Origin of the sequence: Paenibacillus vulneris (genome assembly GCF_039543185.1) — a bacterium.
Classification (GTDB): domain Bacteria; phylum Bacillota; class Bacilli; order Paenibacillales; family NBRC-103111; genus Paenibacillus_S; species Paenibacillus_S vulneris.
This window is the reverse complement of the sequence record NZ_BAABJG010000055.1, coordinates 132,674-146,059: the sequence shown is the minus strand read 5'-3', so window position 1 is coordinate 146,059 and position 13,386 is coordinate 132,674. Positions and strand designations below refer to the sequence as shown.

At 47.6% G+C, this 13,386-nt stretch carries 11 protein-coding genes; all 11 read left to right on the top strand.

Going from position 1 to position 13,386, the window contains the following annotated elements:
- Positions 1-110 precede the first annotated feature (110 nt).
- The 11 genes from ABEA66_RS33460 (at position 111) to ABEA66_RS33410 (ending at position 13,368) form a co-directional block, all read left to right on the top strand.
- A complete protein-coding gene (locus ABEA66_RS33460; protein ID WP_345594456.1) occupies positions 111-1,076 on the top strand; it encodes an AAA family ATPase in 966 nt (321 codons plus the stop codon).
- Complete coding sequence (locus ABEA66_RS33455) at positions 1,073-2,182, top strand: DUF58 domain-containing protein (protein ID WP_345594454.1); 1,110 nt, start codon at positions 1,073-1,075, stop codon at positions 2,180-2,182. The genes ABEA66_RS33460 and ABEA66_RS33455 overlap by 4 nt, the downstream gene beginning before the upstream one ends.
- Positions 2,179-3,492 (top strand): DUF4129 domain-containing protein, encoded by a 1,314-nt coding sequence (locus tag ABEA66_RS33450; RefSeq protein ID WP_345594452.1) that lies wholly within the window; start codon positions 2,179-2,181, stop codon positions 3,490-3,492. Before ABEA66_RS33455 ends, ABEA66_RS33450 begins: the two co-directional genes overlap by 4 nt.
- Before the next feature lie 102 nt (positions 3,493-3,594).
- On the top strand, positions 3,595-3,867 hold the full coding sequence (locus ABEA66_RS33445; RefSeq protein ID WP_306293512.1) for a hypothetical protein: 273 nt from the start codon (positions 3,595-3,597) through the stop codon (positions 3,865-3,867).
- Positions 3,868-4,132: 265 nt separating this feature from the next.
- The gene (locus ABEA66_RS33440; protein WP_345595199.1) at positions 4,133-5,467 is read left to right on the top strand and encodes an Nramp family divalent metal transporter; all 1,335 of its coding nucleotides are present in this window, start codon (positions 4,133-4,135) and stop codon (positions 5,465-5,467) included.
- A gap of 170 nt (positions 5,468-5,637) precedes the next feature.
- Entirely contained in the window at positions 5,638-6,324 is a 687-nt protein-coding gene (locus ABEA66_RS33435; RefSeq protein ID WP_345594449.1) for a class I SAM-dependent methyltransferase, read from the top strand.
- A 172-nt stretch (positions 6,325-6,496) separates the two neighbouring features.
- Positions 6,497-7,435, top strand: a complete 939-nt coding sequence (locus ABEA66_RS33430) for a carbohydrate ABC transporter permease (protein WP_079909306.1) — start codon at positions 6,497-6,499, stop codon at positions 7,433-7,435.
- Between the two features lie 40 nt (positions 7,436-7,475).
- The gene (locus ABEA66_RS33425) at positions 7,476-8,309 is read left to right on the top strand and encodes a carbohydrate ABC transporter permease (RefSeq protein WP_079909307.1); all 834 of its coding nucleotides are present in this window, start codon (positions 7,476-7,478) and stop codon (positions 8,307-8,309) included.
- Between the two features lie 135 nt (positions 8,310-8,444).
- Entirely contained in the window at positions 8,445-9,818 is a 1,374-nt protein-coding gene (locus ABEA66_RS33420; protein ID WP_079909308.1) for an ABC transporter substrate-binding protein, read from the top strand.
- 113 nt (positions 9,819-9,931) lie between these two features.
- Positions 9,932-11,755, top strand: a complete 1,824-nt coding sequence (locus tag ABEA66_RS33415; protein WP_345594444.1) for a cache domain-containing sensor histidine kinase — start codon at positions 9,932-9,934, stop codon at positions 11,753-11,755.
- Complete coding sequence (locus ABEA66_RS33410; protein WP_345594442.1) at positions 11,755-13,368, top strand: response regulator transcription factor; 1,614 nt, start codon at positions 11,755-11,757, stop codon at positions 13,366-13,368. The genes ABEA66_RS33415 and ABEA66_RS33410 overlap by 1 nt, the downstream gene beginning before the upstream one ends.
- Positions 13,369-13,386 lie beyond the last annotated feature (18 nt).

Below are 13,386 nucleotides of genomic sequence, written 5' to 3'. Positions count from 1 at the left end.
CGGTGACCGCAAACTTTTTGCTGCATGTGAATATCCAACCTGCTTCTAATATGGTAGAGTTATCTTGAAAAAGATTCCATGCCGACAAGTTATAGTAGGAGGATGCCGTCATGCAGTTAACGCAAATTCAGGCGATGGCTCAAAATATAAGAGCTAACGTCAACCAAGTGATTGTAGGAAAAGAGGATGTCATCGAGAAGCTGCTTATTGCCATCATTGCATCAGGTCATATTCTTCTCGAGGATGTCCCCGGTACCGGGAAAACACTGCTGGCTAAAGCGATGGCCAAATCCTTAAACTGCCATTTTAAGCGCATACAATTTACCCCGGATTTGCTGCCCTCTGATCTTAGCGGTATTAATTATTTCAATCAAAAGCAGGGGGAATTCGAATTCCGGCCAGGCCCGTTATTTACGAATATTTTGCTGGCTGATGAAATCAACCGGGCGACACCAAGAACGCAGTCCAGCCTGCTGGAATGTATGGAAGAAAGGCAGGTCAGCATTGACGGCGAGACAAGAGCGCTGGAGGCACCCTTCCTGGTTATCGCAACGCAGAATCCCGTTGAAAATCAGGGTACGTTTCCGCTGCCGGAGGCCCAGCTGGACCGGTTTTTGTTCAAGGTTAAGATGGGCTATCCGTCGGCTGAGGAAGGATTGCAAATATTGAAGCGTTTTAAAGAAGGCAGCCCTCTGGAGGCTATTACGAGTGTAGCCGAAGCGGAGGAGATTGTCGCCGCGCAGCAGCATTACTCCAAGGTGGCTGTAAACGACGAGCTGCTGAACTACTTGCTGGCTATCGTTGAGAAAACACGAACCCATAACGAGGTCGTAACCGGCGTCAGCCCGCGCGGAAGCCAGGCGCTATTGAAAGCGGCGCAGATTCATGCCCTGCTCAGAGGAAGGGATTTTGTTACACCGGACGATTTGAAGCGGATGGCCAAGCCGGTTCTGGCTCATCGGATCATCGTCAAAGGGTCGCATCGTTCCCGCTATGAGACGGCCGAAGCCATCATGGATTCCATCCTGCATGAGATTACCGTACCGACGGAACCGGAGCTGGTGAACAACGAATGAGCGTTCATTGGCTGCTCTTCATTACTCTCACCATCCTGGTCCTTCAGGTTATTCTGTTCAAAATGCTGGGACATAGAGGTCTGACTTATGAAAGATACTTCAGTACCAGGGGATGCTTTGAAGGTGAAGAAACTGAAATGATCGAGCGTATCGCCAATCGTCATATCCTGCCGGTGCCGTGGCTTAGATTGGAATCCCTCATTCATGCTGGGCTGCATTTTTACAGTCAAGCCAACCTGGATATTAACAATGGCGCCTTGTTCCAGAATCACAAGAGCTTGTTCAGCTTAATGCCCTTCACGCAAATTACAAGACGGCATCGCATCTATTGCAGCAAGCGCGGATGCTACCGATTGAACACGGCCTCGCTGACTTACGGCGATTTGGTGGGACTATACCGCAACACCTTGAAGCTGTCGCTGGACGCAGAGCTGCTGGTTTATCCCAAGCTGGCGCAGCTAGACGAATTGACGCTCCCGTCTCACAGCTGGCAAGGGGATCTGGTCGTCCGCCGCTGGATCGTCGAAGATCCGTTCATGATATCGGGAACGAGGGAGTACCGTTATGGCGATCCGCTTAACGGGATCAACTGGAAGGCGACGGCACGAAGCGGCCGGCTGCAGGTTCATCAGCGGGACTACACGGCGGACCATCGGCTGATGATCTATTTGAACGTGGAGGATCATGAGAAGATGTGGAGCCAGGTAAATGATGAAGCCATGTTTGAAAAAGGGCTATCCATCGCCGCGGCGCTTGCTCAGCATGCCATTGATCTTGGGATGGAGGTTGGATTCGCTACCAATGCCCATTCCGTGGATTCCAGGGATCCAGTAAGGGTGGAGGCAGGCGGCGGGACCGAGCATATGACCTTCCTGCTGGAAGCGATGGCCAGAATTGTGGTCGCCAGAAGCATCCCGTTCGATACGCTATTGGAGGAGGAGGCGGACAAAGGGGCGGCCAATCAGGATATCCTCATTCTGTCCGCTTACATCAGCGACAAAATGCATCCTCCCATTGAGCAGCTGCGCTATCAGGGAAATTCGGTCGATACTCTGTTCCTGGAACAAGTGCACAGAAGGTCAGATCAGGAGGGGGAACCGGCATGAATTCTCGAGGGCTGATCGTTCGTACCGGAACCATCCTGCTGAAGGGATGCATTGAGCTGCTGCTTGTTCTGCCTGTGCTGCTTACGGCTGCTGTCTATTTGATTCCGGAATCCTTAGGGCTTCTGTGGATCATAACCCTTCCTTTGGGGTACGGAGCCGGTTATATGCTGAATCACCTTCTGTCTATGAGGCGTGCCTATCTGCAGCTGATTGCTTCCGTATGCTTGGCTGCGATGTATTCCTATGGATTATTTGGAAGCTCCTACGTGGCTATCGTATCGCTTCTTGTCAGCTTCATCACGGTGTATCGCGGAATCCGGCTTGTGTGGATCCCCTGGGATATCTATTTTCCAGTCAATTTTTATGTATTTGGCTTAATTTTATACTTTATCAGCTCGGTTGTCCTGCATTTTGTAGAGTCGTTCGAGCCTTATATGCCTTATCTTTTGTGGGGAGGGTTAGTCTCCCTGATCATCACCTTGTTCGCTGCCAATGAATCGAACATGAAGCAGGAGACGCTGTCGGGGGATAAAGAGCCTGTTATCGCGGCGGAAATGATGTGGCAAAATCGGCTGCTGGTCATGCTGATCTTGGCGGTTATTCTTTTGGTTGTCCTGTTCCGCCAGCTGGGAGAAGCCGTCATGTGGCTTCTTTATCAGTCCCTTCATTGGCTGCAAGCCTTGTTCAGCGGTTCTGCGGAGCAGCCTGTTCCGGAAACGCCTAAAGCGCCCCCGAAGGTGCCGATGAATTTGTCAGGCAGCGAAGAGCCTGCCTTATGGCTCGTATGGCTTCAGAAAATCATGTATTTCGTCGTGGGAGGCCTCGTTGTCCTAGGCTGCTTATTGGCTGTATATCTTGTACTGCGGAGAGTTCCCCGGTTGTTCAGACTCTTGTTAAGCTGGCTGGCAGGCAAGCTTCATTCCGAGGGAAAACGAACCAGCAAAATCGGCTACGAGGACGATGTGGAAAGCTTAATGGACTGGGAAGCCCTTAATGACAAGCTGTTATCGGGATGGAAGCGAATGTTTGCCGGATCGGGGCGGGAAAAGTGGGAGGATCTGCAGGATAATAAACAGCGGATACGATACCTGTACCGGAACTGGCTTCGGCAATCCATGAGGCGGGGATATTTGTTCAAAAGTTTCCTGACGCCAAGGGAGACGGGCTCGGAGGTTGAGCAGTGGAGCGGTAAAGAGATTTCTTCAGCAGATGCCTTGCTGAACTTATATGAGCAAGCGCGGTACGGTGATAAGCCGGTCACCGATGAGGAGCTTACGATGGCTAAGCAATGGGCTGACAAGAAGAAATGAGCTTCCGCTGTTGGTTGGATATAGCTAGGGCATAAGTGAAATTGTTGAAATGCCGCCTGCTTATCCCTTATAATTTCTGAAGCATGACCGATTAATGGAAGGGTGAGTCCGCTGATTAACGTATTAGCCGCATCGATGACATACAGCAAGGAAGAAGGGTATGTCGGGAAGGTTGAGTTTGAGGTTCAAGATCATAAACTGCCTTATGAGATCACGCTGTTCAGCAAGAACGGCAAAGAATGGAGCTACGGCTTATTTTTCTCCAAGGAATCCGGCAGTGAGGAGGATATTCTGGCTGTCGAGGATTTGCTCGAGGAAAATGATGAATGGTATGACTTCCTGGTGGAAGCGGCCAAGAGCAAGCTGCAGAAATAACAATAGGAAATAGAATACCGTTAAATGACTGCTGTCCGCTTTGGGCAGCAGTTTGTCTTTCCGGAGACTTAAAATGTTTCCCTTGACAAAAATATTTTACCGAGTACAATCACTATCATAGGAACATTTATTTTGCACCATCATATACTTGAGAAAGAGATAGGGGACTTCGCACATTAAATGTTGCCCTGGGACAAAAAAGTTAGCTTGGCGCATTACGCCGTTACTATAAAAGAGGTGAGACTGCATGAACGAGAAAGCGCAAATGAAGCATGTCGCTAACGACGGATGGAGATTGCCGGGAGGGCGTCCATCACTGCCCGAAGTCCACCGTTCGTTGAAAATTCCGAAAACAGGAAGCTGGCTCAAGAAGTTTCTGGCTTTTATCGGACCCGGCTATTTGGTGGCCGTAGGGTATATGGACCCGGGGAACTGGGCTACCGACATTGCGGGCGGTTCGATGTTCGGCTATTCCTTGCTTTCAGTGATTTTGATTTCCAACCTAATGGCTATACTTCTGCAAGCGCTGGCCGGCAAGCTGGGGATCGTCACCGGCAGAGATTTGGCTCAAGCTTGTCGGGATCATTATAATAAACCGGTAGCTTTTACCCTTTGGATCCTTTGTGAACTGGCAATCGCGGCCTGTGATTTGGCGGAGGTCATCGGATCGGCCATAGCTCTGAAGCTATTGTTCGGCATTCCGCTGCTATACGGGGTCATGATTACAGCGGTCGACGTCATTCTCGTCCTGCTGCTGCAGAACAAGGGCTTCCGGTTCATTGAGTCGCTGGTTATTATCCTTATTGTAACTATCGGCGGCTGCTTCTTGACGGAGATGTTCCTGTCCAAGCCCGACATCGGCGGCATTGCCAAAGGTTTCGTTCCAACAACCGAAATCATCAGCAACCCAATGATGCTCTACATTGCCATTAGTATATTAGGGGCTACAGTAATGCCTCATAACTTATATCTGCATTCCTCGATTGTCCAGACCCGTAAATTTGATCAGACACGGGAAGGGAAACGCCAGGCGATTAAATATGCTACCTGGGATTCTTCGATCGCCTTGTTCTTCGCTTTATTCATTAATGCGGCGATTCTAATCTTATCCGCGGCTACTTTCCATAGAGCCGGCTTGACGGAGGTTGCAGATATTGAGGATGCATACCAGCTGCTGACACCATTACTCGGTACAACACTTGGCAGTATCCTGTTCGGAGTCGCTCTACTCGCATCCGGGCAAAACTCGACGTTAACCGGTACTTTGGCGGGGCAGATCGTTATGGAAGGCTTCTTGAACATTCGGCTGCCCGGTTGGCTCCGCCGGCTTATTACCCGGTTGATTGCCATTATCCCGGCTGTCATCGTGACTGCAATAGCCGGGGAGAAGGGTACAGCTCAATTGCTGATCCTTAGTCAGGTTATTTTGTCCCTTCAACTATCCTTCGCTGTTATACCGTTGGTGAAGTTTACGAATGATAAGAAGAAGATGGGCGAGTTTGTAAACGCCGGTTGGGTTAAATGGTTGTCTTGGATTGTTACCGGTATTATTGCCGTATTAAATGCCTATTTATTATTCCAAACCTTTTTTCTGGAATAATTGAGTATTCATACTGGATCAAGTGACATCCCGTTTTCTGGATGAACCTGGTCCTTTTTTACATCATAATAATAGGTATAAACTATTAAATCTATAGTATTTATATATTTTCACAATCGAGCTGTTTGCCTTTATAATGAGAGTAACAACGAAAGATCGGAGGAATAAGGATGAATGAGAGCATTAGGCAGCAGTTTAATGAGGCTGCACGAGAGTACGACCAGCAGCGAAGACAATTGATTCCCTGCTTTGACGATTTCTATGAAACAGCGGTGCGGTTGACAGAGAGCTCGAAGGAAGCACCGCGCATCCTTGATCTCGGGGCTGGAACGGGGCTTCTTACGGCAGCAATGCTTCTGAAATTCCCGCAGGCCCAGGTCACGTTGATCGACGTAAGCGAAAAGATGCTGGAGCTGGCGCGGCAGAGGTTTGCGGGAAACAATAGGATAGCATATATCGCGGCCGATTATACGCAATATCCTTTCGAAGGGAGCTATGACGTCGTCGTTTCTTCCTTATCGATTCACCACTTGACTCATCCGGAGAAGCAAGTGTTATTCCACAAATTGTTTGGATTGTTGGAAACAAACGGTGTTTTTGTGAACGCAGATCAGGCCAAAGGGGAGACACCCTGGATGGAGCAAGCATACCAAGGCCAATGGGAGAGCTGGATTCGCTCCAATGGATTGTCCCAAGATGCGGTGGAGGCGGCCATCGAGCGAAGAAAGCTGGATCGGAACGCCGCCGTTCATGAGCAAATCAAGTGGCTGCAGGAAGCCGGCTTCGCCGATGCGGACTGTGTTTATAAATACAACGAGTTCGCTGTTTTTCATGCAAGAAAGCCTGCGAAGGCTTAATAGGAAGCATTTGGGCCGTGAGTGGAACCTCGCGGTTTTTTTTAGCCGCAAAACACGAATCCTGTCGCAAAAAGTCAAAATCGTCAACAAGGTAATCAAAATAGCGTTAAATATATCGCCAAGGCATTGATTATAATAAATTCAACATTATTGAAGTTGAGGTGATAGCATCATGAATACAAATTCGCCTTCTGCAGCGGCAGATAAGCAAATAACGAAACGCCGCAAGAGAGGTCTTCAGAATCGGGAAACGCTAGCAGGATTTTTATTCGTAAGTCCAATGCTCATCGGGGTAACGATCCTGGTACTGCTTCCGATTTTGGCAACATTCGTGCTGAGCTTTTCGGATTGGAACTTTATCATGGGCTTCAAAGGGTTTAAATGGGCGGGACTGGATAATTTTCAGAAGCTCGTTACTGATACGACGTTCCTGAAGTCATTCCGCAACAACGCTATATTTTTGCTTACGGTTCCTATTTATTTAATCATATCGCTGGTACTCGCTATTATCATCGACAAGAAGGTTTATTGGAAGGGCTTCTTTAAAGTCGCTTACTTCATGCCTTATATTTCGAGTGTCGTTGCTGTCGCTATCGTATGGCAAGTTCTGTTTCACCCGTCTTCCGGTCCTGTGAACCAGTTCCTGATGTCGATCGGAATCTCGGATCCGCCCAAATGGATTGCCGATCCGAACTATGCACTTATTTCCGTGATGATGATTTCCGTTTGGATTTCCATCGGGTTTAACTTGATTGTCTACATTGCAGGCTTACAATCGATCCCTAAGGATTTGTACGAAGCGGCCGACATTGACGGAGCGTCGGGCTGGGTTAAGTTCAAAAGCATCACTGTTCCCATGCTGTCGCCTACTACATTCTTCCTGCTCATTACCGGTATCATTTCAACCTTTAAGGTGTTTGACTTGATCGCTGTCTTGACGCAAGGCGGACCTATTCAATCCACGAGTATGATCGTTTGGTATTTGTATGACACCGCATTTACGAATTTGAAAATCGGGTACGCATCCTCTATGGCAACGGTATTGTTCTTCTGCGTATTGATTATCACGTTCCTGCAGTGGATCGGCCAGAAAAAATGGGTAAATTACTAATCGTCTACAGGCAACTGAACGAAAAGAAGGTGGGAATACTATGAGGGAACCGTTTAGCCCCAAAAAATTGATTTTTACAATTATCATGTTCGCTATCAGTATATTATTTCTAATGCCGTTCATTTGGATGCTTTCCGCATCCTTCAAAATGGAATCCGATGTATTTAACTTCCCAATCGATTGGATTCCTAAGCAATGGAATGCTATCAATAACTATAAAGAAGTCTGGTTCGGCCAATATCCGTTCTATCTATATTATTGGAACTCCATCAAGATTACGGTCGTCACTACACTGATCTCCGTTACCGTATCGGCCTTGGCTGCCTACGGGTTCTCTAAAGTGCAGTTTGCAGCGAGCAAATGGCTATTCCTTATTGTATTAACTACGTACATGGTACCATCGCAAGCCGTTCTGGTTCCGCAGTTTATTTTGTACCGTTGGATCGGATTGTTTGATAATCACATCGGACTTATTCTTATCGGAAGCTTTAGCGTCTTGGGAACGTTTATGCTGCGTCAGTTTTTCATGGGGCTTCATAATGACTTTATTGAGTCCGCCAAGATCGACGGTGCAGGCCACTGGAAAATCTTCTGGAATATTGCTCTGCCGCTCGTTCGCCCGGCTGTTGCAACGTATGCGATCCTGCGTTTTATCTGGACCTGGAACGACTATCAGAACGCTCTGATCTTCCTGCGTACGGACAAGCTGTTCACGATTCAATTGGCCATGCAAAAGTTCACATCGTTAAGCGGTGAGTTCTATTCCCTTATCATGGCTGCAGCTGTATCGGCGATCGTGCCGCTGCTGATTATTTTCATCATTGGTCAAAAAAGTGTTATTGAAGGTATCGCAATGGGCGGAGTTAAGGGATAATTCGACAAGAAAAGTCAAAAAAATTGTAAATAAGTCAAAATTCGCGCATGGCTCGACCTACAGGAATTGGTACAATCACTGTGTAAGCTTGATGCAAACAACCAGGCAGTTTCCAACGAGGAGGGTACTTAGAAGATGAATAAGAAAAAAGTAGGCGCAGGCGTATTGACTAGCGTCATGGCGTTAGGCGTATTGGCAGGCTGCGGAGGCGGCGCCGGAGACCAGAAGGGTGCTCAGGGCGGAGACGCGGCAGGCAAAACAACGGAGCTGCGTTTTTATACGTATGGTACGGAAGCTAACTACAACTGGAAAAAAACGATTGCTGCATATGAGGAGCAAAATCCGGGTATTAAAGTGAATGTCATCGGGTTGAGTGAAAAAGGCGATACCCAGGAAGCCTTGAAAAAGCTTGACTTGGCAGCCGCATCAGGCGAAGATATGGACGTATTGATGTTCAGTGACGCAGCCAGCTATGCACAGCGTGTAGCTCTCGGCATGGTAGCTCCGCTTGACGATTACATCACTAAAGATGGCTACAAAGTCGATCAAGAGTACAAGGTAGACACGAAGCTGAACGGTAAATACTACGCTTTGCCAGGCAAATTCAATCCTTGGTACGTGCTTCTTAACAAAACCATGCTGGATGCAGCCGGCTTGAAGGTTCCAACCGACTGGACATGGGATGATTTCATGGATTACGCTAAGAAAATGACCCAAGGTGAAGGCGCTAATAAAGTGTACGGTACTTACTTCCATGGCCCGCAAAACGGCGGGTGGCTGGATTACGCCAAATTGGCAATGGAAAACCAAGCGGAAAATCCGGAGTTCATCAAAGCGGACGGAACTTCCAACATGGACAGCCCATTGTTCAAGAAATCTCTAGAAATTCGTGTTAAAATGGAGAAAGAAGATAAATCCGCTACTCCTTATGCGGACATGCTTTCCCAAAAATTGAATTATCGTACGCAATTCTTTAATCAAAAAGCCGCTATGATCGTAACCGGCAGCTGGATGAATACGGAATTGGGCGGTACGGAGCAAGTTCCGTTGAACTTTAACGTTGCTGTAGCTCCATTCCCTAAAAACAACCCTGGCGATCCTAGCGGATATGCTACGGTAACTACAGACTACATGTCCGTTGCAGCAGCTTCCAAGCATAAAGATGAAGCTTACAAGTTCATTCGTTGGTTAACAACAGACGGCCAATTGGTGCAGGGTAAAAACGTACCGTCCTGGTCCAAAGTGAAGCAAGAAGACCTTGGCAAAATTATCGATACGATTCTTAGCGGCACGAAGAACCCTGAGAAAGTAGACAAAGCTTCCTTGATCAGCGTTCTTACCAATGCGAAATCTTCGGCGATTGTGCCTCCTGTATCTTACCAAGCAGAGGTATATAAAGCCGTTAACGAAGAATTCGAGAAGTTAATCCTTGGCAAGCAGGATATCGATACAACGGTTAAAGCTTCTCAAGAACGGGTAAATAGCATTATTGCTTCCAATAAAAAGTAAGCATTAAGGTCATATTAAGAAAAGGAGGGGTGGCTCCAAGCCTACCTCTTCTTTTGTTCGTTGTACATAAGATTGCGTAGAGTAGACTTCAAGAAAGAGCGGGTGACTGCGATATGAGAAAAAAGATACGTCAATGGTTTTCATCCCGCTCGTTTCGTTATAAGCTGATGTTCACCTCGATCATCTGCATCCTGATTCCCGGCTGCTTTTCTCTCATCCTATACAATTATGTAACGCAGGATGCGGTGAAGCAGCAGGCCATCTCCAACTCGCAGGAATCGATGCAGCTGGTTAACAATTATGTGACCAACTCGCTCAAATACATGCTCAATGTAGCGAACATGATCCAGAATGACTCGGAATTGAGCTCCATCATGAAGCGCAAAGCAAGCGGAATCTCGTATACCGGGCCTAATGCGGAATATGAGGAGTTCAATGACCAAAGCAAAATCAGAAATGCGATCGATAACATTACTATTGGCGGGGAACATTGCTACGTCACCATTATATTGTCCAACGGGGCTTATTACTCAAGTTATTCCGTATATGACTATAATCCAATTGATATGACGAAAGAGCCTTGGTTTTCTCAGCTGGATAAGCTTTACGGCTTTAATTCGTATTGGGTAGGCGCATCCCCGACCGTATTTATTTCGGAGAAAGAAACCAATCCTTATCAGCTGTCGGTCGTAAGGACATTACGGCAGAAGGAAGGATTTCAAATCTACGGTTATGTGATCGTGACCATCATGGAAAATCAGATGAAGCAAAACTTTGAAAAGCTGTCGGATAGCCAGGAATTTATGATTGTTGACGCCAACAATGTGATCATATCCCACAACGATGTGAACCAAATCGGCAAACCGTTCCCTTTTCCAATGAATAACCAGACAAGCAAGCAAATCACCTCCCACATAGTAAACGGGGATAAGGAGGATTACTTACTAACCCAGGAGCCCTTATTCACGGGATGGAAGCTGGTGTCTCTGACTCCTTATAAGTCGGCCATCGATAAGATCAAATCCATCTTTACCAATGTGCTGACGCTTCAGCTGATTTCATTTGTCGTTTTCTTGCTTCTGCTTCTATATCTGCTGAGAACGTTCACCAAGCCTCTAGTCGGTTTAGGGAAGGTGGCTCTAAGCGTGCAAAAGGGGAACCTGGATGTCCGTTCCCAAATTCGCGGAGGAGACGAGATCGGAAGGTTGGGCTATTTATTCGACCAGATGCTGGACAGAATCAATGAAATGATAGAAGAGATCTCTGATACCCAGGCGCGTAAGCGCAAAGCGGAGCTGGACATGCTGCAGGCGCAGATCAACCCGCATTTTCTGTTCAACGTACTGAACTCGATTCGGATGAAGGTGATGTTCAAGGGGGATAAGGAAAGTGCGGAGATGATCGGTTCCTTGTCCAAGCTGCTTCGGATGACGATCAATCAGGATAAGGGACTCATCTCCCTGCATGAAGAGGTTGAAATCGTTATGGATTATACCCAGCTCATGAATATGCGCCAGAAGGAGAAGGTGCTGCTCCAGACGGATATATCCGCTAACGCATTGCTGGAGAAGGTGCCGAGATTTTTTCTTCAGCCGCTGATCGAGAATGCATTGATTCATGGCTTGAGCCAATCCGGCGGCATCATTAAAGTAAAAGCCTGGATGGAGGATGCTACGCTTATCGTGTATGTAGAGGATAACGGAGCGGGGATGGACACCATGACATTGAACAGGCTTCAGCAAAGAATCAGACAAACGAAGGAACAAGGGCATATGGAAATGGAGAAGCACAAGGGCTTTTCTAGTATCGGCTTATCCAATGTCTATGAACGTATGCGCATCACGTATGGCGAAGCGTTTGAAATGAAGATGGAAAGCGAACCGGGGAAAGGGACCCGAATCACGATGTTCATTCCAAGCTTGGAGGCGAAAGAGTAATGTACAAAGTCATGCTTGTGGATGACGATTACCCTGTATTGGAATTTTTATCAGAGACCATAGCTTGGGATGAGTTTGGTCTCAAGCTTCAGGGCTGTTATGAGAATGGGGCGGTGGCCTTGGAGCAGGCGGAGCAGGAAATGCCGGATATTTTGATTACGGACATCGGGATGCCTAAGATGAACGGTCTGGAATTGATCGGAAAGCTGAAGGAGCGCAAGCCCAACCTCCGCGTCGCTATTTTATCCTGCCATGATGAATTTTATTATGCCCAGCAGGCGGTTAAGCTCAATGTACAGGATTATGTACTGAAGGATACACTGGACCCTGCCGACCTCGAGAAGCTGCTGCAGCAGTTCAAAACCAGTCTCGATCAAGAGGAGCGGGTACAAACGCATCAGCATCAGCTGCAACATATGGTAGACCGTAACAAGGAGCTGCTGAAGGAAAAGTTCATACGGCGCACCCTGCAGCAGCCGATTCTTGATCCCCAGGATTGGCTTGAAGAGGCCCGTTCGTTGGAGCTTTCCTTGAAGGGAATGGCCTGCCTGCCGATTATAGGCTATATTGACGCGTACCGTACGGCCAAACAGAGGTTTATGTCCGACGATATTTTGCGGTTTGCCATTGATAATGTGATCGATGAAGTGAGCGGGAGGGAGACGCAGCCTGCCGTCCATTTTGCCTACGGGACAAGGGAATCGTTCTTCTTGTTCCCGTTCCAATCCACATTGAAGGTCAATCCGTTCGATGAAGCGGCGATAAGAATGAAAGGGATTCAGGATGCGCTGCGCAAATTTTTGAAAATATCGATGTCATTCATCATTGGCGATATCAGTCATAGCCCGGAGGAGATCAAGGCGGCGCTAATTCAGCTCAGGTCCAGCTCCGTCCAGCGGTTTTATATGGAAGAAGGCAGCATTGCCAAGAAAAAAACGCTGTCTCAGGGCAATATCGATCTGTTCTCCTGGTATGATCAAGCCAGCACGGAGCTCAAGGAGATGATTCTTGAGAAAAATACGGATATGATCGTTCCGACGGTCAAGCATTGGATGGAATTTTTAAAGGAGCATGCCTTTGAACCGGAGAAGGTAAAGGACTGGGTGCTGAAGCTGCTGCTGGATCTGAAGCTGAAGCTTCAATCCCTGCAGTACTTTCGATCGACGTATGAAGTCGATGTGCTTCATAAAGAAATACTGGAGATCGACTCGCTGTTTGAGCTGGAGCAGTGGCTGGTGGAGCATTTTCAATCCGTGATTGCCCTCGCAGTCGACATCGGTGACCAGCGTAAAAGATCGGAGGTCGTTCAGGCCTGTCATTACGTCTCGCTTCATTTGGACAAACGGATCAGCCTGGAGGAGGTGGCCGACCATCTGTTTTTGAACAGCAGCTATTTCAGCCGGTTGTTTAAGAAGGAAACGGGGGAGACCTTCATCGAATACGTCACGCGTATGAAGATGAACCGCGCCAAGGAGCTTCTGGATCAAACGAACCATCCGGTGGGCAAAATCTGCGAGATGCTGGGCTACGACAATCAGAGCTATTTTATTAAAATATTTAAAAATTCCGTCGGTGTCACCCCTATGGAATATAGAGGTCAAAAATCATCCTGAATTAGTCAAAATAATTTC

Bases quoted from the DNA above. Each gene is read 5' to 3' on its own strand.
- ABEA66_RS33460 (WP_345594456.1), top strand. From the start codon at position 111: ATGCAGTTAACGCAAATTCAGGCGATGGCTCAAAATATAAGAGCTAAC.
- ABEA66_RS33455 (WP_345594454.1), top strand. From the start codon at position 1,073: ATGAGCGTTCATTGGCTGCTCTTCATTACTCTCACCATCCTGGTCCTT.
- ABEA66_RS33450 (WP_345594452.1), top strand. From the start codon at position 2,179: ATGAATTCTCGAGGGCTGATCGTTCGTACCGGAACCATCCTGCTGAAG.
- ABEA66_RS33440 (WP_345595199.1), top strand. From the start codon at position 4,133: ATGAAGCATGTCGCTAACGACGGATGGAGATTGCCGGGAGGGCGTCCA.
- ABEA66_RS33435 (WP_345594449.1), top strand. From the start codon at position 5,638: ATGAATGAGAGCATTAGGCAGCAGTTTAATGAGGCTGCACGAGAGTAC.
- ABEA66_RS33430 (WP_079909306.1), top strand. From the start codon at position 6,497: ATGAATACAAATTCGCCTTCTGCAGCGGCAGATAAGCAAATAACGAAA.
- ABEA66_RS33425 (WP_079909307.1), top strand. From the start codon at position 7,476: ATGAGGGAACCGTTTAGCCCCAAAAAATTGATTTTTACAATTATCATG.
- ABEA66_RS33420 (WP_079909308.1), top strand. From the start codon at position 8,445: ATGAATAAGAAAAAAGTAGGCGCAGGCGTATTGACTAGCGTCATGGCG.
- ABEA66_RS33415 (WP_345594444.1), top strand. From the start codon at position 9,932: ATGAGAAAAAAGATACGTCAATGGTTTTCATCCCGCTCGTTTCGTTAT.
- ABEA66_RS33410 (WP_345594442.1), top strand. From the start codon at position 11,755: ATGTACAAAGTCATGCTTGTGGATGACGATTACCCTGTATTGGAATTT.